Source organism: Scandinavium sp. (assembly GCF_036271055.1).
In the GTDB taxonomy this organism is placed as follows: domain Bacteria; phylum Pseudomonadota; class Gammaproteobacteria; order Enterobacterales; family Enterobacteriaceae; genus Scandinavium.
In genome coordinates this window covers 1-24,409 of the sequence record NZ_DATBBJ010000101.1, presented here as the reverse complement: position 1 = coordinate 24,409, position 24,409 = coordinate 1, and the positions used below count along the sequence as shown (strand labels likewise).

Sequence of the window (24,409 nt, the reverse complement as noted above, 5' to 3'; positions counted from 1 at the left end):
GGGGCATTACGTATGGATTTCACTATCTTCCGCGCGGCACTGATGGCCGTCGCTCTCGTTATTTCTGGCTGTGATAACAGCACACCAGCCACCACTTCAGCGCAAAAAGCGCCAGCCACCGTTCTCGAAGGCAAGACTATGGGGACTTTCTGGCGAGTGAGCGTCATCAATCTGGATAACGACAAAGCTGCGGCGTTACGCCAGCAAGTACAAAGCCTGTTGGATGGCGACGATCAGCTGCTTTCCACCTGGAAAAACGACTCTGCGCTGATGCGTTTCAACCATTCCACAAGCACAGCACTGTGGCCAGTGAGTGAAGCGATGGCGGATATCGTTACCGAATCGCTGCGAATTGGCGCGAAAACGCAGGGTGCGATGGATATTACCGTCGGGCCGCTGGTTAATCTGTGGGGTTTTGGCCCGGATAAACAGCCGGTGAAAACGCCGGATCAGGCGCAGATAGAGGCCGCAAAAGCGCGTACCGGTCTGCGACATCTGACGGTGGTTAATCAGTCCGGCAGCCAGTATCTGCAAAAAGATATTCCCGATTTATATGTTGATCTCTCGACTGTCGGCGAAGGCTACGCCGCTGATCATTTGGCTCGCTTAATGGAGCAACAGGGCATTAATCGCTATTTGGTTTCTGTGGGCGGCGCACTGGTGAGCCGTGGCATGAATGCGCAAGGGCAGCCGTGGCGTGTCGCTATCCAAAAGCCGACCGACAAAGAAAATGCGGTACAGGCGATTGTCGATATCAACGGGCATGGCATCAGTACATCCGGCAGCTACCGCAATTATTATGAGCTCGACGGCAAACGTATTTCTCACGTGATTGACCCGCAAACCGGCACACCAATCCAGCATAAACTGGTGTCAGTCACGGTTATCTCCCCAACGGCGCTGGAAGCCGATGGCTGGGATACCGGTCTGATGGTGTTGGGGCCTGAGAAAGCAAAAGAAGTCGTGCGCGAACAGGGCCTGGCGGTGTATATGATTATCAAGGACGGCGACGGTTTTAAAACCTGGATGTCACCGCAGTTCGAAACCTTCCTGGTCGACGGCAAAAATTAAAAAGCAAGAATGGTGGTTTTTTTAGCTGCCTTCTGCGCCAGACTCAGGCTACCCTAAAGAGAGAGCCGGAGTGTGTATGAAAAATAATGCCATCCTGAATGACGAGTGCCGCTGGCAGGCGGTGCTCGACAGGAACCCAAAAGCCGATGGTCAGTTCGTGTTTGCGGTACAGACCACCGGTATCTATTGCCGCCCATCTTGTCGGGCGCGTCATGCGCTACGCCAGAATGTCCATTTTTACGCTGACGCCGATGCCGCACAGGCCGCCGGTTTTCGGGCGTGCAAACGCTGCCAGCCAGATAAAGCCGATCCTCAACAACAGCGAATCGATAACGTTGCGAAAGCATGCCGATTGCTTGAACAAGAGCAAACAGTAACGCTCGATGAGTTGGCGAATGAAATTGCCGTTAGTCCATACCATTTCCACCGTTTGTTTAAATCTGTCACTGGCATGACGCCTCGTGCATGGCAGCAGGCATGGCGCGCACGCAAGTTAAGAGAAACGCTGGCGAGCAGCGAAAGCGTCACCGAAGCCGTGTTGGCGGCCGGTTTTCCGGCCAGCAGCAGTTATTACCGCCAGGCGGATAACACGCTCGGCATGACAGCAAAACAGTATCGACGTGGTGGCGACGATCAGCTCGTGCGCTACACGTTGCAATCCTGCGTGCTGGGGCGATGTCTGGTGGCTATCAGCTCACGGGGGATTTGTGCCGTTTTACCCGGCGATAATGATGAAGCGCTGATCGGTGAATTGCAGCAGATCTTCCCCCATGCGCAGCGGGAAGAGGCTGACGAAGCGTTTAGTTTGCAGGTTGCACAAGTGATCGCGTTGCTGGACGGACAGCAAAACGCCGTCCAATTGCCACTGGATATTCGCGGTACGGCTTTCCAGCAGCAGGTCTGGCAGGCGCTGCGCGACATTCCAGTGGGTGAAACGCGCAGCTATCAACAGGTGGCCGAAATCATCAACAAACCGAAAGCCGTCCGTGCGGTGGCGAGCGCTTGTGCCGCCAATAAACTGGCGCTGATTATTCCGTGCCACCGTGTCGTTCGTCAGAGCGGGGCGCTGTCCGGCTATCGCTGGGGCTTAGCGCGAAAAGCCGAGTTACTCCGGCGTGAAGCTGAACAGGAAAGCTAACCATGCTCGATCTCTTTGCGGATACACCGCCCTGGCAGGAACCGCTGGCGCCGGGGGCGACGATTTTGCGCCGTCGCGCGCTGGCGAACGCAGATATTTTAATGGCAGGCATTCGCGACGTGTCGGCACAGTCGCCGTTTCGCCAGATGGTCACTCCCGGCGGGTATACCATGTCAGTTGCGATGACCAATTGTGGCAGCGTGGGCTGGGCGACGGATATTCATGGTTATGTGTACGCCAGACTTGATCCGCAGACCGGGCGCAATTGGCCCGAGATGCCTGCGGCGTTTTTAGCGCTGGCGCAAGCCTGTGCTCAGGAAGCCGGGTATGAACACTTTCAACCCGATGCCTGTCTGATTAATCGTTACGCGCCGGGTGCCAAGCTGTCATTGCATCAGGATAAAGATGAGAAAACGCTGCAAGCGCCGATTGTGTCCGTCTCTCTCGGGCTGCCTGCCGTGTTTCAGTTTGGCGGTTTAAAACGCAACGATCCCCTGCAACGCGTACTGCTGGAACACGGTGATGTTGTCGTCTGGGGCGGTGAGTCGCGCCTGTTTTATCATGGCATTCAGCCGCTAAAAGAAGGGCATCATCCCACCACAGATGCTTTTCGCTACAATCTCACCTTCCGCCATACCTGAAACAGCAATAAAAATAAGAATTATTCTTGATGTGACGCCCGAGCCGTTTAAACTGCTGGCTGTTTTGGCTGTCCGGAATGGTCTGTATGCAACTTCTTCTTCTTGTCTGGCGGCAGTACCGCTGGCCTTTTATTGCCGTGATGGCGCTGAGTCTGTTGAGTGCCGCGCTGGGCATTGGTCTTATCGCTTTCATAAACCTGCGCCTGATTGAGAGCGCCGATGCGTCATTCGCCGTACTGCCTGAATTTCTCGGCTTGTTACTGCTGCTGATGGCGGTCACACTCGGTTCTCAACTGGCGCTGACCATTCTCGGACATCATTTTGTCTATCGCCTGCGCAGTGAATTCATCAAGCGAATTCTCGACACCCAAATCGAGCGGGTGGAGAAACTCGGCAGTGCCGCGCTGCTTGCCGGGCTCACCAGCGATATTCGCAACATCACCATTGCCTTTGTCCGTTTGCCGGAGCTGGTGCAGGGGATAATCCTGACTTTCGGTTCGGCGGCGTATCTGTTTTTCCTGTCCGGCAAAATGCTGGTGATCACCGCGTTGTGGATGGCGTTGACCATCTGGGGCGGGTTTGTACTGGTGGCGCGTGTCTATAAACACATGGCGACGCTGCGCGAAACCGAAGACAAGCTTTATCACGATTACCAGACAGTGCTGGAAGGGCGCAAAGAGCTGACGCTCAACCGTGAACGCGCAGAACATATCTTCAATAACTTGTATGTTCCGGATGCCCAAGAGTATCGCCATCACATCATCCGCGCCGATACGTTCCACCTTAGCGCCGTAAACTGGTCGAATATCATGATGCTCGGCGCGATTGGGTTGGTGTTCTGGATGGCGAACGGCCTTGGCTGGGCAGACACCGCCGTGGCAGCGACTTATTCGCTGACGTTGTTGTTCCTGCGCACGCCACTGCTCTCAGCGGTCGGCGCATTGCCGACGCTTTTAAGCGCGCAGGTGGCGTTTAATAAGCTCAATAAATTCTCGCTCGCGCCTTATCGCGCCGAGTTCCCGAAACCAGAAGTCCATCCACACTGGCAAACGCTGGAACTGCGCGACGTAGCGTTTCATTATCAGGACAACACCTTTGCCGTTGGGCCGATTAACCTGACCCTTAACCGTGGGGAACTGGTGTTCCTGATTGGCGGTAACGGCAGCGGGAAATCAACGCTGGCGATGTTGCTGACCGGGCTGTATCAGCCGGTATCCGGGCAAATTCTGCTCGACGGTCAGCCGCTGGCGGTCGACAAACCAGAAGATTACCGCAAGCTGTTCTCGGCGGTGTTTACCGATGTCTGGTTGTTCGACCAGCTGCTAGGCCCGGAAGGTCAGCAGGCGAAACCGGAACTGATTGCCAAATGGCTTGAGCATTTGAAAATGGGCCACAAGCTGCAACTGGAAAACGGCAAAATTCTCGACCTCAAGCTCTCCAAAGGGCAGAAAAAGCGCGTTGCACTACTACTGGCGCTGGCGGAAGAACGAGACATCGTGTTGCTGGATGAATGGGCCGCCGATCAGGACCCGCATTTCCGCCGCGAGTTTTATCAGGTATTACTGCCGCTGATGCAGGAGATGGGCAAAACCATTTTCGCGATCAGTCATGATGACCATTACTTCATTCATGCTGATCGTCTGCTGGAAATGCGTAACGGCAAGCTCAGTGAACTGACTGGCGAAGAACGCGACGCGGCTTCCCGTGACGCTGTCGCGCGAACGGCGTAACGTCAAACGCCCGGCGGCTCTTGCATGCCGGGCCAACATCAGCATGATCGTCGTTTCACTAAACGCCGCGATTTCCCGCTATCTTCCCATCGTTATGCTTTTTTACATTCACTCGCGCTATGCTTAGAGGCTGGAAACTGCCTCCCCGCTCAAGGATTGCTTACCAATGTCCGTCTTTCACAAAAACAGCGCCCGACTGCGCGATCAGGAACGTGCTCGCCTTATCTGGCTTTTGACCACCGATAAAGCCATTACGTCGGCGCTGACCAACAAACTGACGCTGGCAGAACAATATGACGAAGGGCAGCTGGCAGACGACATTGCGGAAGTCGGCGCGCTGGTGGCGCATCTTCCCGCCCCCGATTTAGCAGATACCCTTGAAGCGTTGCCCTCCGATGAGCGTCATGCCCTCTGGGGGCTGGTGGACGACAGCAAACGCGGTAACGTGCTGCTTGAAGCCTCCGAGAGTGTATATGACGATCTCATCGAAGGGATGAGTGACAAAGCGCTATTCGACGCGATGGAAAGCCTCGACATCGATGAAAAAATCTATCTGGTTCAGCATCTTCCGCGCAACCTGACCGGCCGCTTACTGGCAACGCTTCCGCCAGTAGAGCGCGCTCGCGTTCGTGAGGTGATGAATTACGCCCACGACAGCGTGGGGGCGATCATGGAGTTCGAGGTGATCACCATTCGCCCGGACGTCACGCTCGGCGCGGTGCAGCGCTATCTTCGTCGACTTGGCAAAATGCCACGCAACACCGACAAACTGTTTGTCACCGCGCGCGATAAAACGCTATTAGGTGAACTGGCGCTACAAACTATTCTGCTCAACCCAGCGCAACGTCGCGTTGATGAGGTGATGGAGGCAGGGCCGGTGACGTTCCACCCGCAGGAAGACGCGGAAAAAGTGGCGCGTACGTTCGAACGTGATGACTTGTTGAGTGCGGCGGTGATCAACGTGGAAGGCAAGCTGTTAGGGCGTCTGACCATCGATGAAATTGTTGATGTGGTTTATGAAGAAACGGATAACGATATCCGCCAGATGAGCGGCTTGAGCAACGAAGAAGATGTCTTCGCCCCGGTCAGCAAAGCGTTAAAAACGCGCTGGGCATGGCTCGCGGTTAATCTCTGTACCGCGTTTATCGCGTCGCGAGTGATCGACGGTTTCGAGCACACGATTTCACAACTGGTGGCGCTGGCTTCACTGATGCCTATCGTCGCCGGGATCGGCGGTAATACTGGCAACCAAACCATCACTATGATTGTTCGTGCGCTTGCGCTCCAGCATATTCAGCCGGGTAACTTCTCGTTCCTGATCTTGCGTGAAATGGGCGTGGCGCTGATCAACGGCCTGGTGTGGGGCGGGATTATGGGAGGGATAACCTGGTGGCTGTATGCCGATCCGCAACTTGGCGGCGTAATGATGCTGGCGATGGTGCTTAATCTGCTGGTGGCGTCATTGATGGGCGTGCTGATCCCAATGACCATGACCAAACTTGGGCGTGACCCGGCTGTCGGGGCCAGCGTGATGATCACCGCCGTCACCGATACCGGCGGCTTCTTTATTTTCCTGGGGCTGGCGACTATTTTTCTGCTTTGATTGCGTGATGTCTGCGGATCCGCTTTGGAATCAACACCAGCGAGACAATCCCGGCCAATACGCCAATCGCCAGATTACCGGTGCTGACGGTGGCGACAACCGTGACCAGCATGACCAGCGTGACTGACCATGGTGTTTGTTTAAGCGTAGCGGGTTGAACGCTGTGCCAGCTAAAGGTTTTCACCGCCACAATCACCATAATCCCGGCGAGCACCGACATCGGGATTTTTGCCATCACGCTGCTTAGCCCTGTGACCAGTAGCAAAAGCACCAGCCCGGCAACAAGAGTCGACACGCGGCTGCGGCCTTTGCCCATCTCAACGTTGACGATGGTTTGCCCGATCATCGCGCATCCGGCAATTCCGCCGTAGAAACCTGCCAGAATATTAGCGATGCCAAGCCCGGCGCTTTCCCGTGCTTTATTCGATGGCGTAACCGTCAAATCATCGACCAGTTTTGCCGTCAGCAGTGATTCCATCAATCCAACAAAAGCAATGCTCAGCGCGCAGGGCCAGATTATCTGTAGTGTGTCCAGATTGAGAGGAACGAGCAGTTGGGTGAAACCAGGTAAGCCGCCACTCATCGACCCTTCATCGCCGACGGTTGGCAAAATTTGCCCGCTGAATACGGTATAGATCGTCAGGACCACAATGGCGATAAGCGGGGAAGGGATGCTTTTAATCACGCGCGGAGCCCACAGTACGATCAGCAACGTGGCAGCAAACAGCGCCAGAATCAGCGGCTCTTTACTCCAGAAATGCGGGACCTGGGCAAAGAAGATAAGAATGCCCAGCGCGTTGACGAAACCGGTCATGACCGCCTGTGGGATGAATCGCATCAGCTTTGCCATCCCGAGCAGGCCAAACGCAATTTGAATCACCCCCGCCATCATCACCGCAGGCAAGATATACGCCACACCGTGCTGGTGCACCATCGGCCCAATCACCAACGCCACCGAACCCGCTGCGGCGGTGACCATCGCCGGACGCCCACCTAAGAAAGACATCGCCAGACACAGCACCACAGAGGCTATCAAGCTGACTTTTGGGTCCACGCCTGCAATCACCGAAAAAGAGATCACTTCAGGGATTAATGCCAACGCGGTGATCACTCCGGCTAACGATTCACGCAGCAGAAGATAAGGGGAACGCAAGATGTGGGTGACTGCGCTTTGTTCAACCGCAGAGTGTGACGATGGGGTATTAGGCATAGATAAATTATGGTTATGGATGGTGTATTGAGCATAAGACGCGCAGTGTGCGATGCGTCACAAAACGCGCGATATTACCGCGTTGTGTCACATTTCACCAGTAGCAATATGTATTTGTGTGACACATTTATTAAACATTTTTATAACAGTTATCAAAACACAACTTAAATTTTAAACAATATTTAAAACTTTCACCGTCAGTGCTAACGTGGATTTCCCCGAATCGTTTCACCTGCGCTAAAACAAAAAACGCGAGTACTGTAAGGCTCATTACAATGACTAAAAAAATGGCCGTACTCAGCTCACAGGCGGTTGGTTTGCATGCCGAACCTCTGGCAGAAAACTCCAACTCCCACAACGAGCATGAGACGGATGTATTGTTGATTGGCGGCGGCATCATGAGCGCCACGCTGGGTACCTGGCTTCAGGAACTGGAACCCGATTGGTCTATTACGATGGTTGAACGCATGGAAAGCGTCGCCGAAGAAAGCTCTAACGGCTGGAATAATGCCGGGACGGGCCATGCCGCGCTGATGGAACTGAATTACACGCCGCAAAAGGCAGACGGTTCTGTCAGTATCGACAAAGCCATCGAAATCAACGAAGCCTTCCAGATCTCGCGCCAGTTTTGGGCGCATCAGGTGACTCGCGGCGTCCTGCAACAGCCGAAGACTTTCATTAACACCGTGCCGCACATGAGCTTTGTCTGGGGCGAAGAGAACGTGAATTTCCTGCGCGCCCGCTATGCCGCGCTGCAGCAAAACTTGCTGTTCCAGGGAATGCGTTATTCCGAAGACTTCGGACAAATCAAAAAATGGGCACCGCTGGTGATGGAAGGCCGCGACCCGCAGCAAAAAGTGGCTGCGACGCGCACCGAAGTTGGCACGGATGTGAACTACGGAGAAATTACCCGTCAGCTGATTGCAGGTCTGCGTGCTCATGACAATTTCACATTACAGCTCAATACCGTGGTTCGTCGTTTCAGGCGTAACGCGGATAAGAGCTGGACGGTGACGGTATCGGATGCCACCGATCGCAAAATTCGCCGTACTATTCGGGCGAAATTTATCTTTATTGGTGCTGGTGGGGCTGCGTTAAAACTGTTGCAACAGACCGGCATTCCGCAGGCCAAAGAGTACGCAGGCTTCCCGGTGGGTGGGCAATTCCTGGTGTGTGAGAACCCGGAAGTTGTAAATCATCATCTGGCTAAAGTGTACGGTCAGGCGTCGGTCGGCGCGCCACCGATGTCGGTGCCACACATCGATACTCGCATCATCGACGGCAAACGCGCGGTGTTGTTCGGGCCGTTCGCCACCTTCTCCACCAAATTCCTGAAAAATGGCTCGCTCTGGGATCTGATGGGCTCAACCAACAAATCGAATATTCTGCCGATGATCAATGTCGGTCTCGATAATTTCAGTCTGGTGAAATACCTGGTAGGCCAGGTGATGCAAAACGATAAAGACCGACTGGCGGCGTTGCAGGAATATTATCCGCGGGCGAAAAAAGGTGACTGGCGGCTGTGGCAAGCCGGGCAGCGCGTGCAGATAATCAAGCGTGATGAGGCGAAAGGCGGCGTGTTACGCCTGGGTACAGAAGTGGTCAGCGATGACGAAGGCACTGTGGCAGCACTGTTGGGCGCTTCGCCCGGCGCTTCAACCGCTGCGCCAATCATGTTGCATTTGATGGAACAGGTGTTTAAGGACAAAGTGCAGTCGGCTGCGTGGCAGGAAAAACTGCGCTCGGTTGTGCCGACTTACGGCAGTCGGTTGAGTGGCGATCCGTTAGCCATTCGGCAAACGCTGGCACACACCAGTGAAGTGCTTGGCTTACGTTATGACGCTGACACTGTGGCTGATCCCGTGCCACAGCCGCAATTTACACCGTCACTTGTGGCGCTCGAACCCGTAGCCGATATTGCCCTCTAAACGTTGTAAAAAAGCCCGATAGCACAGGCGCTTATCGGGCTTTCATTCATGGCCGGGCAACCGGTCAAAATAACATCGGTTTATCGTTTCTCGGCGTTCTGTACGCTCTCTTCCGCTTTCCAGATACGATATTTCACATCAATATTTTCCGGGGCATAAACCACGATCGGCAATTTGCTGTTGTAGCGCACCATGGCATCATCGCCCTGGTACGCGGTCACGAATTTCTGCGTTTTCTTGCCGTCCGGACAGGCCATCATCGTCGACACAGGCGAAGTCACTTTGTCGAACACATAATAGTTGTATCCCCAACCTTCCAGCGTTTTGCTCTCAAGCTTGCCGCCAAGGCGATGCTGGTTGCAGTCGACTTCCAGCGTTTGCCCTATCATCAGTTCCACTTTGTAGTCCGATTCGTTTTTCTTTTCCGGCAAGGTGATGACCTGACGTGTCATCCCTTTTTCTGCCTGCGGATAAGGGGCGATTTTTTCCAGTGGGGTATTGGCCGCGAATGCGCTGGTGGAAACACAGGCCAGAGAAAGTAAGGCCACTGCAAATTTGGATGCGTTTTTCACTGTTAATCCTTTCGATCAGTTAGCAACGCCCTGATCGTACCATTCCTTTGGTGAATGATAAGTTGGATTTACTTATATTTTAATAAATGACGGTGATATGTTCTGTGAGGAGAGTTTGGCGGGAAATTAAATTCCCTGCGACGGGGGGCCGCCGCAGGGAAGGGATATTACGGTGAAACGATGTTAAACCAGAAGTCGAACTTGTCCATGTAACTCATCAGTTCGTCCAGTTTGGCAGCGTTGCCGCTGATTTTCATATCGCCGTTGTCTTTCGCCTGCTGTACGGTTTCCTCTTTGAGGATAATGCGGTTCAGCGTATCGCGAGACAGGGTGATTGTGGCATCGGCATCTTTCGCCTGAGCATTCACTGTGTGGTTAAGCACACCGTTTTCCAGCTCAAGCTTATATTTGCCCTGCTCACCAAAATCAAAGTTCAGCAGCGCTTTTGCGTTCGCCGCCTTCATACCGTTCACGTGAACAGCCATGTAGTCGAAGAACATTTCTGGCGTCATTGCACGAACGGTATCCGGGCTCGCAGTGTTTGGCGTTGGACCTTTTACCACGCCATTACGCAGTTCTTGCGCGCCAGTGAGGTAGAAGTTGCGCCAGGTGCCTGCTTCAGCCTGATAACCCATCTGCTCAAGTGCATCAGCTTCCAGATTACGTGCCGCTTCGTTGTTCGGATCGGCGAAGACGACTTTGCTGACCACTTGCGCAACCCAACGGTAGTTGCCCTGTGCGTAGTCATCCTTCGCTTTCTTCAGGATGTTATCCGCACCGCCCATGTAATCGACGAATTTCTTCGCCGCTTCTTCTGGCGGCAGTTCGTCGAGGGTTGCCGGGTTGCCATCGAACCAGCCGAGATAAAACACGTAAGTGGCTTTTACATCGTGGCTGACGGAACCGTAGTAACCACGGCTAGCCCAGGTTTTTTCCAGTTCTTCTGGCAGCTTGAAGTTGGCAGCGATTTCATCGCGGGTCAAACCTTCATTCGCCATACGCAACGTCTGGTCATTGATGTAACGGTACATATCACGCTGACCTTTCATCAGTTTGATAATGTTTTCGTTACCCCAGGTCGGCCAGTGGTGCTGAGCGATGATCACCTGAGCATCGTTGCCCCAGCGCTCAATCGCAGCATTGATATATTTAGACCATGCCAGTGGATCGCGGATTTTCGCGCCACGCAGAGAATAGGTGTTGTGCAGCGTGTGCGTCACATCTTCCGCGGCTTCGATCATCTTCTTCTCTTTGACGTACCACAGCATTTCTGAAGGTGCTTCAGAACCTGGGGCCATCATAAAGTCGTAGGTCAGACCATCGATCACTTCTTCCTGACCGGTATGGGTGATGTAGTTGGTCGGTGCCAATAACGTCACAGTACCAGCAGAAGTCGTCGTTCCCAGACCTGCGCCGACCTGGCCTTTAGGGTCAGCTTTCAGCAGGTTGCCATACATATAGCTGGCGCGACGGCTCATGGCGTTACCGGCCATGATATTTTCGTCAACGGCCGCTTCCATAAAGACGGCAGGGGCGTAGATTTTAACTTTGCCAGATTTCACGTCGGCTTCGTCAACCACACCGCGTACACCACCGTAGTGGTCAACGTGGCTGTGGGTGAAGATAACGGCCACAACCGGCTTTTTGCCACGGTTCTTGTAGTACAGTTCCAGCGCTGCTTTTGCCGGTTCGGCGGTCAGCAGTGGATCGACAATGGTAATGCCCTCTTTACCTTCAATGATCGTCATGTTCGACAAATCGAAGTTACGGACCTGATAGACCCCATCGGTCACTTGATACAAACCGCTGATGTTGATCAGCTGTGACTGACGCCACAGACTTGGGTTGACGGTTGCCGGGGCTTTCTCGCCTTCTTTAATGAATGCGTATTTTGCCGGATCCCAGATGACATTGCCTTTCTCGCCTTTGATAACATCTTGTGGCAGGGCAGCAATAAAGCCTTTGTGCGCGTTATCAAAATCAGTGCGGTCAGCGAACGGGAGTTTATTCAGGAGCGCGTCATTTGCCTTAATCGTGGCCTCGGTGGCCTCTTTCGGCATGACCTCGGCCAGCGCGGTTACTGACACAGATGTCAGCAACCCGGCGACTGCCAGGTTTATGGCTATTTGGTTAAGCTTCATTAAATGGCCTCTTCGTTTTTAGTGCCAGGATGGTTATTTTCTAAATCAGGTGTGCTGAAAAGATATTCGATATTGTATTGCCTTAGTATTTTGAGGCCAGTCCCATATGGGAGCGTTGGTACAGAAATACGCCATGATCTTTTGTGAAGCAAAAATGCTATAATCATGCAGTGAATATTAGAAAGATAAGAGGCGAAACATGAATTTTGCAGAGCTGCACAGTTACTATAAATCGCTCAATATTGGTAGCCATCTCACCGAGTTGCACGCGAAGGGCTGTCAGTCTCAGCACCCTCAGAATCATACGTTGGCTCTGGATCCAGGATGCATTTATTTTATTACTGAAGGGTCATTATCCATTTCTGTCAAAGGGAATGATTTAATCATTGGCAATGCGATTGAATATATGCCGATTGGATTGATGGAAAGGTATTGCCCGTTAGTGAATTTCGAATATACCAGTATGACCCCGATCACGGTGATGAAAGTCTCGTATGAAGAGTTTGACGCTATATTTATTCATGCCTCCCCAGAAAGGATCACTGAGTTAGTCACAATTGTTATCTATATGACTATCTTCAGTCTCGATCTGCATTTCGAAAGAAAACAACTGACGAGCTATCAAACGATCAAACCGATGTTGTTTCGCTATCTCTACCGCAGCCAGACGCATAAGAATGAACGCGAGGGGCTGGCTGCATTTATCATGCGCAGAACCAACCTTTCCCGTACTCATGTTTTTCGGGTGTTGGCCGACCTGAAAGAGGGCGGCTATATCACTGTCGAAAAAGGCAGGTTGGTTTCCATTAATAAGACGCTTCCTGAAGAATATTAAGGTTTTTCTTAAGAGCCAGGCGTGGCATAACCGCCAAGCACAAACCAGGCTAAGAATGCCACTGCAACAATAAAGACTAAGATGGGAAAGGCGATACCAATGCGCATAAAACCTCATGGAGACAGGATGTAGAGTGAAGGGCTAACTTTACTTCACTCTTCTGCTTGAGTGAAGGGAAACAACAGAGGATGCACTTAACCAGGATTACGCGACCCTTTTTTGAGTCTTTGTTTCGCTTTTGCAATGGAGATTCGCGTTCTGCCGGGAAAATAATGCAGTAATTGCAATGGGGTCAGATGATTGTTATCTCTGAGCGTTTGCCACTCTGCCTCTGTCCAGATGCGTTGATGAGCACCGTGTTCTTTTCCTCCCTGGTAACGGATATCCAGGGCATTAGCCATTATCTTTATGGCTTCTTTTTTTCTCTTAGGCAATTTTTTTACTACCTGGGTGCCTAATGCTGGATAAAACTGACGAAGCACAGAGAGCTCTTCTTCACTCCATTGACGCGATTTATAACGACCACTTGTGATCCCTAATTTTCTGGCATGAGCCTGAATGGATTTAGGACTGCGTCCGGGTAAAAGTTGGCAGACTCGATGAATGCCAGCGTCTCCAGCATAGTGTGTGCGTAAAATAGCAATTTCTACCTCATTCCAGGGCAACATCACTTTCAATTTACGGCAACCGAGTTCCCTGGCCGCTAATCTGACAGAAACGATAGAACGCCCCAGCGTTTCAGCTATCTTGCGGTTTTTTCTTTCCCATAGTGCCTCTCCAGATAACTCAGTTCCTGGACTGTCCAGCGGTCTCGATGGTTACGGGGAGGGCTATTATTGCTCAACGCAATATCGCTCAGGAGAGGAGTGCGTCGAAAAAAATCTCTTATGTGCTTTATCCATTGTTATGACCCTTCCTGAAATCTCATGACAGCTATCGGACTGTGGTCTTCGGTAAATGTTCCTTTAACGTTTCTGATTCATTCATTCGGAATAACTGAATTCAGTATCGTATATAGGATTATTTGTATGACGATAGAATACCTGTTGCGACCAAATCATGAGATGCGTGAAAAGTCCGATAATAGATATCAATATTTTTTGATTTTATGCTGCTCTTCCTCGCACAGGCTGATATGGCAAGGATGTTAAGTGAATGGAATTATATTTAAGCATTGCTTAACTATAGAAATTCCGCTTTGTCTGCTTTACCTTTAATTACAATGCTGCTAAAAAGGAAAATCCCCTTTTTTCTATACGACTACCCTGGCTATTAAAGGGCTTAATACATACAGGAGATATATATATCATGGCTGATTCATTTCAGGCGGAAATTCCTAAAGCACGCGTTAATATAAAATTAGACTTGCACACCGGTGGCGCACAGAAGAAAGTGGAGCTGCCGTTAAAGCTACTGACCGTCGGTGACTTCAGTAATGGTAAGTCTGAAGGCACGCTCTCTGAGCGGGAGAAAATTAACGTTAACAAGAACAATTTTAATAGCGTTCTTGCTGATATCAATCCCGAAGTTAATCTCACCGTAAAAAACACCCTGGCGGATGATGGTTCCGAAGAAAACGTGAAACTGGTCTTCAGTGACATGAAAGACTTTGAGCCAGAACAGATTGCTCGCCAAATTCCTCAGCTCAAAGCGATGCTGTCGATGCGTAATTTACTCCGCGATTTAAAATCCAATCTTCTTGATAATGTTACTTTCAGGAAAGAACTGGAAACCATCCTGAAAGACCCCGCGTTAAGTGATGAGCTGCGCAACGAACTGAATGCACTTGCCCCGTCCCAAAAGTAATTACTGGAAACATTAACGGAATAATATCGGAAAACATGCTTATGTCAGTTAATAACGAATCTCAGGCTCAGTCGGGCGGCGCTACGCTTGAAAAAACACTGCCAGCCGATGGTGTTTACGCATCACTTTTTGAAAAAATCAATCTGAAGCCCGTCTCTGCTATTAGTGATCTTGACGGCTACGAAGATAACACTGTGATGGCTGAAGCATCTGCTGATGCACGTGTCACTGCGGCCGTTAAAGTCTTTATGCAGTGTCTGCAAAAATCCGGTCAGAAAGTCGATAAACTCGACAAGACGATCCTTGACCAGCAAATCGCCGAATTGGATCACGCTATCAGCCGCCAGCTAGACGAAGTAATGCACCACGACGAGTTCCAGCGCATTGAAGGTGTCTGGCGTGGTCTGAAATCGCTGGTCGATAAAACCGATTTCCGTCAGAGCGTAAAACTGGAACTGCTGGACCTGTCGAAAGATGAACTGCGTCAGGATTTTGAAGATTCCCCGGAAATTATCCAGAGTGGATTGTATTGCCAGACTTACATTGCCGAATACGACACCCCAGGCGGCGAGCCCATTGCTGCAGTCATCTCCGCTTATGAGTTCGATGCGTCTGCACAAGACGTTGCGCTGATGCGTAATATCTCTAAAGTTTCTGCCGCCGCTCACATGCCATTCATCGGTTCGGCAGGTCCAAAATTCTTCCTGAAAGACAACATGGAAGAAGTGGCAGCAATTAAAGATATCGGCAACTACTTTGACCGCGCTGAGTACATCAAATGGAAATCCTTCCGCGATACCGATGACAGTCGTTATATCGGACTGGTGATGCCGCGTGTTCTGGGTCGTCTGCCATACGGTCCGGATACTGTGCCAGTACGCAGCTTTAACTATGTTGAAGAAGTGAAAGGCCCGGATCACGACAAATACCTGTGGACCAATGCCTCTTTCTCTTTCGCCGCCAATATGGTGAAAAGCTTTATCAATAACGGCTGGTGTGTACAGATCCGTGGCCCGCAGGCCGGTGGTGCAGTGAAAGACCTGCCAATCCATCTGTATGACCTCGGCACCGGCAACCAGGTGAAAATCCCGAGCGAGGTGATGATCCCGGAAACGCGCGAGTTTGAATTCGCCAACCTCGGCTTCATCCCGCTGTCGTACTACAAAAACCGCGATTACTCCTGCTTCTTCTCTGCCAACTCTACCCAAAAACCTGCCCTGTATGACACCGCAGATGCAACGGCCAACAGCCGTATCAATGCCCGCCTGCCGTACATCTTCCTGCTGTCACGTATCGCCCACTACCTGAAGCTGATTCAGCGTGAAAACATCGGTACTACCAAAGACCGCCGCCTGCTGGAATTGGAACTCAACACTTGGGTACGTGGTCTGGTCACCGAAATGACCGATCCGGGCGACGAATTGCAGGGTTCTCACCCGCTGCGCGATGCGAAAGTGACTGTGGAAGACATCGAAGATAACCCGGGCTTCTTCCGTGTGAAACTGTACGCCGTACCGCACTTCCAGGTAGAAGGCATGGACGTCAACCTGTCACTGGTTTCCCAGATGCCGAAGGCGAAATCCTAAGCGAAGGCAGGAAGCCAATGAAAACGGAACAACCGTTATGGGGCAGGGGCCAGATGGTCTCACCCCAGCATTTCCAGCAGCAGGCCGCGTATGCGGCCTGGACTGTCGAATGCATTGCCCAAATGGGTCTCTCCCAGCCCTGGGGGATGATTGACGCGACCTTCGAACCGGATGCACTGAAGCTGGGTCGTTTGCAGGCCCGTCATCTGCAGGTTCGCTTTCGTGACGGCACGCTGATCGACACCGACAATGCGGACGCGCTGCCACCGGTCCTGTCGCTGGAAGGCGAATCTCATGAAGTGGTAGTGGTACTGGCTCTGCCACTGCTGCGGGCCAACGGCGGCAACTGCCTCAAACCCGATGAAGTGGCCGAACGTCCGGTACGTTACCGTCAGCGCTGGCGCGATGTGCGTAACAGCGTTGGTGAAGATACCCGCCAGATTGCGGTAATGCAGCCGGAACTGACTCTGCGCTTTGCACACCAGGCCAACGGGGATTACCTGACCTGTCCGGTCGCTCGCCTGCATCAGGATTCGCAGGGGGTCTGGGCGCTGGACGACACCTTCCTGCCTCCGTTGCTGACGGTACAGAGTAGCCGCTGGCTGGTTACCCAGCTTGAACAGCTGATGACTCAGCTGCGTGCTCGTCTGACCCGCCTGATGGCGATGCGCAGGGAAAGTAACGAACGGATGGCCGATTTTGCCGTGGCCGACGTGTCTCTGTTCTGGCTGCTGAATGCTCTCAACAGCGCCGAGCCGGTGCTGGGTCAGTATCAGCGCAACCTGCAAAGCCCGCCTGAACGTCTGTATCCGGAACTGGCACGTCTGGCCGGCAGTCTGCTGACCTTCTCCCTTGATCATCAGGTCAGCGCCATTCCGGCGTACCAGCATGAACAACTGAATGCCGCATTCCCGCAGCTGTTCGATTTACTGGGCGATTTGCTGGAAGCCAGCCTGCCATCACGGGTGGTGTCTATCGAACTTGAGCACGACGCCCGGCTGCACTTCTGGCAGGCCCGTCTGCACGATCCGCGTCTGCGCGAAGGGGCCGATTATTACCTCTCCGTACGTTCGCCGATGCCGGTGGCACAGTTGCAGGAGCAGTTCCCGCGCCAGTGCAAAGTGGGCAGTCCGGATCATGTCCGAGGCATTGTGAACTCCTCCAAACTGGGCGTGCCACTGAAGCCATTACGTCATGTTCCTGCCGCCATCCCGTTGCGTCTGGAAAACCAGTATTTCAGCCTCGACGTGTCGCATCCGCTGGCCGCAGAAATGCTCCAGAGCGGCAGCTGCATGTTTTATGTCCCGGGCATGCTGGGTGAGCCTGAACTTGAACTCTTTGCGGTACTGAGAACATGAGTGAGCGTAAACGCGGCATGACCGCGTCCATCGATATTGATGCGCTGCTGCAGGACACCTGGCTGCAGGTTATCAGCCTGCGCCATGGCCCGCAGTTTCAGGAAGGGGAAGGCCGGGTGCTGTGGGAACGCTGCATTGCCGATGTGGAACGCGTGCAGCGCGAACTGAAAGCCAGCGAACTGGACGACGCGAGTTGTCAGCACATCCTGACCGCGCAATGTGCACTGCTCGATGAAGCCGTCAAAGGCCGTGGCGTCGAAGATGATGCCTGTGTGCAGTGGTACGACATTCCGCTGCAGGGACATTTTCTCGGCACCATGGATGCGGGCGATACGCTGTGTACCCGCATGACTGAAGTGCTACGTGGACCGGCCCCCGAACCGGCGGTGCTGACCTGCTTCCAGCGGGTGATGATGCTGGGGTTCCTCGGGAGTTTCCGCTCCCTGAATGACCCTGATCGTCAGAAGCTGGTCAGCGCGCTCAGTGAACAGGTTGAACCTTTCACCTATCCGCAGACCCATCCGGTACTGGCAGAAAGCCGTGCCGGACGGGGCATGAGCGGCTGGCTGGCCTCCTGGCCTGCACGTATCGGCCTGAGTGTGCTGGTGCTGGCGGCTCTGTGGTGGGGACTTGATCACTGGCTGGACCTGACGCTGACGACGCTGTTGCCGGGAGCGGTGAAATGAGTCCTGCACAACAGCGCTGGCTGGCAGTGTGGGCCGCACTGCTGAGTGCCGTCGTCTGCCTGGGTTTTCTGCCCGTCACGCGTCTGGTGTCGGTGCTCATCCTGCTGGCGGTGCTGGGGCTTATCGCTGCGGTCTGGTATGTCGCCAGCCGTCGCACGGAGCATGAAGTCACCCTGCGTCTGGACAACCTGCCGGATGCGACGTACCGCCAGCCGGTGGTGCTGGTCTGTGGTGATTTGCCGCAGGCCTGGCCGGAACAGTCTCAGGTACTGACTGTGACACAGGGCTGCTGGATCCGCGTGGAAGACCATCAGGATCTGGAGCAGGTGGCCCGGCAGGTGCTGTGGCAACGTCCGGACTGGGGACGCCAGTTGTCAGTGATGGTCAGTGTCTGTCCGCAGAAACACGCGGACGGCGAAGCGCTCACCAGCCGTCTGCTGGCCCTGCGCTGGCAAATCAGCCAGCTGCGTAAGGAAACCGGGCACACCGTGCCGCTGGTGCTTAACGGTCAGGCGGGCAGCGCGATGATGAACGACATGCTCTGGCAGGCGGCCATCCCGGGGGAAGGTATCAGCGTCTGGCGTGAGTCTTCTGCGCCGAGTTCGATTGCGGCGTGGGTCACCACCGGGGGTGCCATTGCCATGCAGCAGCAGGTGCTGATGAACAGCCTGATGACCTGGTTCCAGGCCCACGTCAAAGCCGTGTTTATGGATGCGAACCCGGATATCCCGCCGGTAGCACCTGTGGCTGTGTTGTGGGGCATGGGACCGATTCTGGCCGGGAGCCTCGCGTCGTCCATCTGGACCGCCTGGCTTTCTCGTCATACGGCAATGCAGCATGTGGCCGGTTGGCAGCCAGTAGGAACGGATACGACGGTGATGTCACTGTTCCCGGATTTTGTGCTGCCGTTGCTGCCGGAAGGGCAGGGCCTGACGCCACGCGGAAGGACATGGCGCTGTGCACTGAGTTTTTTCACGCTGGCGGCGATTGCCGCCCTGCTGAGCAGTGGCTGGAATAACCGTCAGTTACTGCAGCGCCTGAGTTTCGACATTGCCCGCTACGACCGTATCTCGATGGATGATTACGGCCTGAAAGCCGATGCCGTGAAGGTGCTGCGTGAGGATGCGGCCCAACTGGATAACTGGTCGCGCAACGGTGAACTGCTGCGCATGAGTCTTGGTCTGTACCAGGGCGAACGCCTGCGTATGCCGCTGCTGGATGCCATTCGCTCGTATGTGCCGCCACCTCCGCCGCCTAAACCCGAGCCGAAGCTAAAACCGGTGCCGAAGATTATCCGTCTCGACAGTATGTCACTGTTCGATTCCGGAAAATCGGTGCTGAAAACGGGTTCCACCAAAGTGCTGGTGAACTCGCTGGTCGGTATCAAGGCCAAGCCGGGCTGGCTGATTGTGGTCGCGGGTCACACCGATAACACCGGAAGCGCCCCCCTGAATCAAACACTCTCCCTGAAGCGTGCCGAATCGGTACGTAACTGGATGCGTGATACCGGCGATGTGCCGGAAAGCTGTTTTGCCGTGCAGGGTTATGGCGAAAGCCGTCCTGTGGCAACGAACGACACCCCGGACGGCCGTGCGCTGAACCGCCGGGTTGAAATCAGTCTGGTACCGCAGGCCAATGCCTGTCAGATACCGGGCAAACCCGACGCGTCATCGCAGGATGATGACGTGATTGACAATGAAATGGAGAAATAACACATGGCTATTCCTGTTTATCTTTGGCTGAAAGACGATGGCGGCGCGGACATTAAAGGTTCCGTTGACGTTCAGGACCGTGAAGGCAGCATCGAAGTGGTTGCACAGGAACACAAACTGTACATCCCGACCGATAACAACACCGGCAAGCTGACCGGTACGCGCATCCACACGCCGTTCGAATTCACCAAAGAAATCGATTCGTCCAGCCCGTACCTGTACAAGGCCGTGACCAGCGGTCAGACCCTGAAATCTGCGGAATTCAAGTGGTACAAAATCAACGACGCGGGCCAGGAAGTTGAATACTTCAACACCAAACTGGAAAACGTGAAAGTGGTGAAAGTGAATCCAGTGATGCACGACATCAAGGATCCTTCTTTCGAGAAGCATAACCACCTTGAGCAGGTAGAACTGCGTTACGAAAAAATCACCTGGACTTACAAAGACGGCAACATCATTCATTCCGATTCCTGGAACGAACGAGCCACGGCGTAAGTCATCTGGCGGGCAGCCCCTATCTGCCCGCCTTTTTTCTTTGCTGAGCGTCTGCCATACGGGCGCTGAGCAAAGAAAACATCACATCCCGGAAACAGACCTTATGGGCCTCGGTAACGGCCAGGGGCGGTAGCGTGTCCGAAAGGTCCTCAACAGTGAGTAAAAAATACATGGAAAACCCGGCAATCCTCCTTCGACGTCTCAATCCTTACTGTGCCCGTGCGCTGGAAGGCGCAGCCAGCCTGTGTCAGACCCGCGCCCACGCTGAAATTCTGCCGGAGCACTGGCTGCTGAAACTGCTGGAGCAGGGCGAAGGCGACTTGACGGTGCTGGCGCGCCGCTACGAATGGGATATGGACGCGCTGTGGCAGGATTTGCTGGGCTGGCTGGATAAGCTGCCGCGCTCGGTACGTAATCGTCCAGAGCTGTCGGGGTCGGTGGAATCCCTGTTGAAACAGGCGTGGATGTTTGCCTCTCTCGAAGGCAGCGAGCAGATTCGCGGCGCGCACCTGCTGGCAGCGATGATTGAGATGCCGAAACTTCTGCGCTGCGACGGTTTGTGGCCGCTGCTGACGCTGGGCCAGAGCCAGCTTGAGCGTCTGCGCCCGCTGCTGGATGCGCAGTCGGATGAACGTGAAGAAGTACAGCAGGAAGCAGAACTGGCGCAAAGCGGCGGCGATGTGGAAATGGTCGGTCGCCCTGCCGGCGCGACAAAAGAAGGTGAACTGAATCCGGCCCTGCAAAACGCGCTGGATAAATTCACCCTTGATGTCACCGCCAAAGCGAAAGAAGGCAACATCGACCCGGTGTTTGGTCGCGATACCGAAATCCGCCAGATGGTCGACATTCTCTCGCGCCGTCGCAAAAATAACCCGATTCTGGTCGGGGAGCCGGGCGTGGGTAAAACCGCACTGGTTGAAGGCCTGGCGCTGCGTATCGCGGAAGGCAACGTGCCGGAATCACTCAAAACCGTCTCCCTGCGCACCCTTGACCTTGGTCTGTTACAGGCCGGCGCTGGCGTGAAAGGTGAGTTTGAACAGCGCCTGAAAAACGTCATTGATGCGGTGCAGCAGTCGCCAAACCCCGTCTTACTGTTTATCGACGAAGCGCACACCATTATCGGCGCAGGCAACCAGGCGGGCGGGGCCGATGCCGCTAACCTGCTGAAACCGGCCCTGGCGCGCGGCGAACTGCGCACCATCGCCGCGACCACCTGGTCTGAATACAAGCAATATTTTGAACGCGATGCCGCGCTGGAACGCCGCTTCCAGATGGTGAAAGTTGACGAGCCGGATGACGATACCGCCTGCCTGATGCTGCGCGGCCTGAAATCCCGCTATGCAGAACACCACGGCGTACACATTACCGATGATGCAGTGCGCGCGGCGGTCACCCTTTCTCGCCGTTATCTCACCGGTCGTCAGTTGCCGGACAAAGCCGTGGACCTGCTCGATACCGCCTCTGCACGCGTACGCATGACGCTGGACACGGTGCCGGAAGCGTTGACAAAGCTGAAAGCCGCTATCACCGCGCTGGAAATCGAAAAGCAGGCGCTGCTGGAAGACATCGCCGTCGGGAATCACACCCAGGGCGAGCGTCTGGCCGACATCGAGCGGGAAGAAGTCAACGTGATTGTCGAACTCGATCTGCTGGAAACCCAGTACGGGAAAGAACTGGCGCTGGTGGAACAATTGCTGGCCTGCCGGGCGGACATCTCCCGCCAGGCGGAAGTTACTCAGTTGCAGTCTGAACTCCATGCCGCACAGCAGGGCAACCCGATGCTGGGGCTGGATGTCGACACCCGTACCGTCGCCAACGTGATTGCCGACTGGACGGGCGTGCCGCTCTCTTCATTAATGAAAGATGAGCAGACCGAATTGCTGACCCTGGAAGATGAAATCGGCAAGCGCGTGGTTGGCCAGGATATTTCCCTGAATGCCATTGCTCAGCGTCTGCGTGCCGCCAAAACCGGTCTGACGTCTGAAAACGGTCCACAGGGCGTGTTCCTGCTGGTTGGCCCAAGCGGCGTGGGTAAAACTGAAACCGCGCTGGCATTAGCCGATGTAATGTACGGCGGTGAAAAATCGCTGATTACCATCAACCTCTCCGAATACCAGGAACCGCACACCGTTTCACAACTGAAAGGCTCACCTCCGGGTTACGTGGGTTACGGGCAGGGCGGTATTCTGACCGAAGCCGTGCGCAAGCGTCCGTACAGCGTGGTGCTGCTTGATGAAGTCGAAAAAGCGCACCGCGACGTGATGAACCTGTTCTATCAGGTGTTTGATCGCGGCTTCATGCGCGACGGCGAAGGGCGTGAAATCGACTTCCGCAACACTGTTATTCTGATGACCTCAAATCTCGGCAGCGACCACATCATGCAGTTGCTGGAGGAACAGCCGGAAGCGACCGAAGGTGATTTGCAGGAACTGCTGCACCCGATCCTGCGCGACCACTTCCAGCCCGCGCTGCTGGCGCGTTTCCAGACCGTGATTTACCGCCCGCTGAGTGAGCCCGCGATGCGTACCATCGTCGAAATGAAACTCGACCAGGTCAGCAAGCGCCTGAATCGGCACTACGGTCTGACCACGCACATTGATGACAGCCTGTTCGATACCCTGACTTCCGCCTGCCTGCTACCAGACACCGGCGCACGTAATGTCGACAGCCTGCTCAATCAGCAAATTCTGCCGGTGCTGAGTCAGCAACTTTTAACCCATATGGCGGCGAAACAAAAATCGCAGTCGTTACGCCTTAGCTGGAGTGAAGAAGAGGGCATCGGGCTGGCGTTTGACGGAGCACAAGGAGTGAATGCATGAGCAGCAACCCCCCGATAAGATTCAGTCATAACCACCATGTACTGGCGGTTAAAGGGTGCAGTGCGGATATAGATGTGCTGGCGTTTGAGGGCAATGAAGCCCTGAGTAAGCCATTCAGCTACCGCGTGGAGTTCACCAGCGCCGACCATGCCATCAGTAAAGAGACGATGCTGATGAAGGCCGGCTCCCTGACCCTGCAGGCCCCGGTTGACCAGGGTTATGGCATCAAAATGCAGCAAGCCGTGCGAACCCTTCAGGGTGTGGTCTCGGGCTTTGAGCGCCTGAGCACCTCGAAGGATGAAACGCACTACGCCCTGACGCTCAGTCCACGCCTGTCGCTGCTCGACCGTTCACACCAGAACGCGATTTACCAGGACATGTCGGTGCCGCAAATCGTGGAGAAAATCCTGCGTGAGCGCCACAGTATGCGCGGTCAGGATTTTCTGTTCTCACTGAGCAAGGAATACCCACGCCGTGAACAGGTGATGCAGTACGGTGAGGATGACCTGCACTTTATCACCCGCCTGCTGGGCGAGGTGGGTATCTGGTTCCGCTTCACCACCGACACCCGTCTGAATATCGATGTGGTGGAGTTTTACGACAGCGCGCAGGGTTATGAGAAAGGCCTGACTCTGCCGTCCGTGCCGCCATCGGGTCAGCACGCGAAAGGGGTGGACTCGGTCTGGGGAATGGAAAGCCACCACAACGTGGTGCAGAAACAAGTCAGCACCCGCGACTATAACTACCGTCAGGCGACGGAAGACATGAATACGCAGGTGGACGCTACCCGGGGCGACACCACTACCTACGGCGATGCCTATCACTACGCCGACAACTACCTGACGCCGGGCAGCACCTATGACCGCAATCCGGCCCCGGAGTCCGGGGCGTTTTATGCCCGCCTTCGTCATGAGCGCTACCTGAACGGTCAGACACTGACCCGCGGCATCACCAGTTGCCCGACACTCTCGCCGGGCCAGGTGCTGAAAGTCACCGGCGGCTATGAAGTGGCTGAGGTGTTCAGTCAGGGCGTGGTGGTCACGGCGATGCAGACCCATGCGCGGCGCGATAAAGACTT

Annotated in this window: 20 protein-coding genes; 15 read left to right on the top strand and 5 right to left on the bottom strand. The window is 54.2% G+C overall.

Going from position 1 to position 24,409, the window contains the following annotated elements; genetic code table 11:
* The first annotated feature begins 12 nt into the window (after nt 1–12).
* From apbE to mgtE, 5 genes are all read left to right on the top strand, one after another.
* On the top strand, nt 13–1,071 hold the full coding sequence (gene apbE / locus VH187_RS21860) for an FAD:protein FMN transferase ApbE (protein WP_329703538.1): 1,059 nt from the start codon (nt 13–15) through the stop codon (nt 1,069–1,071).
* 76 nt (nt 1,072–1,147) lie between these two features.
* Nucleotides 1,148–2,209, top strand: coding sequence for a bifunctional DNA-binding transcriptional regulator/O6-methylguanine-DNA methyltransferase Ada (gene ada, locus VH187_RS21855; RefSeq protein ID WP_329703537.1), 1,062 nt, complete (start codon nt 1,148–1,150; stop codon nt 2,207–2,209).
* A 2-nt stretch (nt 2,210–2,211) separates the two neighbouring features.
* Nucleotides 2,212–2,850, top strand: coding sequence for a DNA oxidative demethylase AlkB (gene alkB, locus VH187_RS21850; RefSeq protein ID WP_329703536.1), 639 nt, complete (start codon nt 2,212–2,214; stop codon nt 2,848–2,850).
* 86 nt (nt 2,851–2,936) lie between these two features.
* A complete protein-coding gene (locus VH187_RS21845; protein ID WP_329703535.1) occupies nt 2,937–4,580 on the top strand; it encodes a multidrug ABC transporter permease/ATP-binding protein in 1,644 nt (547 codons plus the stop codon).
* A gap of 166 nt (nt 4,581–4,746) precedes the next feature.
* A complete protein-coding gene (mgtE, locus tag VH187_RS21840; protein ID WP_329703534.1) occupies nt 4,747–6,183 on the top strand; it encodes a magnesium transporter in 1,437 nt (478 codons plus the stop codon).
* On the opposite strand, the gene VH187_RS21835 is transcribed toward mgtE, so the two are convergent.
* Nucleotides 6,167–7,393: a SulP family inorganic anion transporter gene (locus VH187_RS21835; protein ID WP_329703533.1), complete on the bottom strand. Its 1,227-nt coding sequence runs from the start codon at nt 7,391–7,393 to the stop codon at nt 6,167–6,169. The two genes, mgtE and VH187_RS21835, sit on opposite strands and share 17 nt — an antisense overlap.
* Before the next feature lie 275 nt (nt 7,394–7,668).
* Between VH187_RS21835 and mqo the strand changes: the two genes are divergently transcribed.
* On the top strand, nt 7,669–9,321 hold the full coding sequence (mqo, locus tag VH187_RS21830; RefSeq protein ID WP_329703532.1) for a malate dehydrogenase (quinone): 1,653 nt from the start codon (nt 7,669–7,671) through the stop codon (nt 9,319–9,321).
* An 80-nt stretch (nt 9,322–9,401) separates the two neighbouring features.
* On the opposite strand, the gene eco is transcribed toward mqo, so the two are convergent.
* Nucleotides 9,402–9,893 (bottom strand): serine protease inhibitor ecotin, encoded by a 492-nt coding sequence (gene eco / locus VH187_RS21825; protein WP_329703531.1) that lies wholly within the window; start codon nt 9,891–9,893, stop codon nt 9,402–9,404.
* A gap of 167 nt (nt 9,894–10,060) precedes the next feature.
* Nucleotides 10,061–12,034 carry an alkyl/aryl-sulfatase gene (locus tag VH187_RS21820; protein ID WP_329703530.1) on the bottom strand — a complete coding sequence of 658 codons (1,974 nt, stop codon included), beginning with the start codon at nt 12,032–12,034 and terminating at the stop codon, nt 10,061–10,063.
* A gap of 199 nt (nt 12,035–12,233) precedes the next feature.
* Here VH187_RS21820 and VH187_RS21815 point away from each other — a divergent pair, with 199 nt between their 5' ends.
* Nucleotides 12,234–12,869, top strand: coding sequence for a helix-turn-helix domain-containing protein (locus VH187_RS21815; protein ID WP_329703529.1), 636 nt, complete (start codon nt 12,234–12,236; stop codon nt 12,867–12,869).
* Nucleotides 12,870–12,877: 8 nt separating this feature from the next.
* Here VH187_RS21815 and VH187_RS21810 read toward each other — a convergent pair whose 3' ends face one another.
* Both VH187_RS21810 and VH187_RS21805 read right to left on the bottom strand, forming a co-directional pair.
* Nucleotides 12,878–12,976 carry a YoaK family small membrane protein gene (locus VH187_RS21810; RefSeq protein WP_329703528.1) on the bottom strand — a complete coding sequence of 33 codons (99 nt, stop codon included), beginning with the start codon at nt 12,974–12,976 and terminating at the stop codon, nt 12,878–12,880.
* 87 nt (nt 12,977–13,063) lie between these two features.
* Nucleotides 13,064–13,546: a hypothetical protein gene (locus VH187_RS21805; RefSeq protein ID WP_329703527.1), complete on the bottom strand. Its 483-nt coding sequence runs from the start codon at nt 13,544–13,546 to the stop codon at nt 13,064–13,066.
* A 631-nt stretch (nt 13,547–14,177) separates the two neighbouring features.
* Here VH187_RS21805 and tssB point away from each other — a divergent pair.
* The 8 genes from tssB to vgrG form a co-directional block, all read left to right on the top strand.
* Complete coding sequence (tssB, locus tag VH187_RS21800; RefSeq protein WP_329703526.1) at nt 14,178–14,675, top strand: type VI secretion system contractile sheath small subunit; 498 nt, start codon at nt 14,178–14,180, stop codon at nt 14,673–14,675.
* A gap of 35 nt (nt 14,676–14,710) precedes the next feature.
* On the top strand, nt 14,711–16,261 hold the full coding sequence (gene tssC, locus VH187_RS21795; protein ID WP_329703525.1) for a type VI secretion system contractile sheath large subunit: 1,551 nt from the start codon (nt 14,711–14,713) through the stop codon (nt 16,259–16,261).
* A gap of 17 nt (nt 16,262–16,278) precedes the next feature.
* Nucleotides 16,279–17,619 carry a type VI secretion system baseplate subunit TssK gene (gene tssK, locus VH187_RS21790; protein WP_329703524.1) on the top strand — a complete coding sequence of 447 codons (1,341 nt, stop codon included), beginning with the start codon at nt 16,279–16,281 and terminating at the stop codon, nt 17,617–17,619.
* On the top strand, nt 17,616–18,305 hold the full coding sequence (gene tssL, locus VH187_RS21785) for a type VI secretion system protein TssL, short form (protein ID WP_329703523.1): 690 nt from the start codon (nt 17,616–17,618) through the stop codon (nt 18,303–18,305). Before tssK ends, tssL begins: the two co-directional genes overlap by 4 nt.
* Nucleotides 18,302–20,017: an OmpA family protein gene (locus VH187_RS21780; protein ID WP_329703522.1), complete on the top strand. Its 1,716-nt coding sequence runs from the start codon at nt 18,302–18,304 to the stop codon at nt 20,015–20,017. Before tssL ends, VH187_RS21780 begins: the two co-directional genes overlap by 4 nt.
* 3 nt (nt 20,018–20,020) lie before the next feature.
* Nucleotides 20,021–20,512: a type VI secretion system effector Hcp gene (gene hcp, locus VH187_RS21775; protein WP_329703521.1), complete on the top strand. Its 492-nt coding sequence runs from the start codon at nt 20,021–20,023 to the stop codon at nt 20,510–20,512.
* A 170-nt stretch (nt 20,513–20,682) separates the two neighbouring features.
* Entirely contained in the window at nt 20,683–23,331 is a 2,649-nt protein-coding gene (tssH, locus tag VH187_RS21770) for a type VI secretion system ATPase TssH (RefSeq protein ID WP_329703582.1), read from the top strand.
* Nucleotides 23,328–24,409 (top strand): type VI secretion system tip protein VgrG (gene vgrG, locus VH187_RS21765; RefSeq protein ID WP_329703520.1); only part of this gene is annotated, 1,082 nt, incomplete at its 3' end. The genes tssH and vgrG, both read left to right, overlap by 4 nt.

What these genes read in the sequence shown, in the direction of transcription:
- apbE (WP_329703538.1), top strand. Translation starts at nt 13, where the DNA reads ATGGATTTCACTATCTTCCGCGCGGCACTGATGGCCGTCGCTCTCGTT.
- ada (WP_329703537.1), top strand. Translation starts at nt 1,148, where the DNA reads ATGAAAAATAATGCCATCCTGAATGACGAGTGCCGCTGGCAGGCGGTG.
- alkB (WP_329703536.1), top strand. Translation starts at nt 2,212, where the DNA reads ATGCTCGATCTCTTTGCGGATACACCGCCCTGGCAGGAACCGCTGGCG.
- VH187_RS21845 (WP_329703535.1), top strand. Translation starts at nt 2,937, where the DNA reads ATGCAACTTCTTCTTCTTGTCTGGCGGCAGTACCGCTGGCCTTTTATT.
- mgtE (WP_329703534.1), top strand. Translation starts at nt 4,747, where the DNA reads ATGTCCGTCTTTCACAAAAACAGCGCCCGACTGCGCGATCAGGAACGT.
- VH187_RS21835 (WP_329703533.1), bottom strand. Translation starts at nt 7,393, where the DNA reads ATGCCTAATACCCCATCGTCACACTCTGCGGTTGAACAAAGCGCAGTC.
- mqo (WP_329703532.1), top strand. Translation starts at nt 7,669, where the DNA reads ATGACTAAAAAAATGGCCGTACTCAGCTCACAGGCGGTTGGTTTGCAT.
- VH187_RS21820 (WP_329703530.1), bottom strand. Translation starts at nt 12,034, where the DNA reads ATGAAGCTTAACCAAATAGCCATAAACCTGGCAGTCGCCGGGTTGCTG.
- VH187_RS21815 (WP_329703529.1), top strand. Translation starts at nt 12,234, where the DNA reads ATGAATTTTGCAGAGCTGCACAGTTACTATAAATCGCTCAATATTGGT.
- VH187_RS21810 (WP_329703528.1), bottom strand. Translation starts at nt 12,976, where the DNA reads ATGCGCATTGGTATCGCCTTTCCCATCTTAGTCTTTATTGTTGCAGTG.
- tssB (WP_329703526.1), top strand. Translation starts at nt 14,178, where the DNA reads ATGGCTGATTCATTTCAGGCGGAAATTCCTAAAGCACGCGTTAATATA.
- tssC (WP_329703525.1), top strand. Translation starts at nt 14,711, where the DNA reads ATGCTTATGTCAGTTAATAACGAATCTCAGGCTCAGTCGGGCGGCGCT.
- tssK (WP_329703524.1), top strand. Translation starts at nt 16,279, where the DNA reads ATGAAAACGGAACAACCGTTATGGGGCAGGGGCCAGATGGTCTCACCC.
- tssL (WP_329703523.1), top strand. Translation starts at nt 17,616, where the DNA reads ATGAGTGAGCGTAAACGCGGCATGACCGCGTCCATCGATATTGATGCG.
- VH187_RS21780 (WP_329703522.1), top strand. Translation starts at nt 18,302, where the DNA reads ATGAGTCCTGCACAACAGCGCTGGCTGGCAGTGTGGGCCGCACTGCTG.
- hcp (WP_329703521.1), top strand. Translation starts at nt 20,021, where the DNA reads ATGGCTATTCCTGTTTATCTTTGGCTGAAAGACGATGGCGGCGCGGAC.
- tssH (WP_329703582.1), top strand. Translation starts at nt 20,683, where the DNA reads ATGGAAAACCCGGCAATCCTCCTTCGACGTCTCAATCCTTACTGTGCC.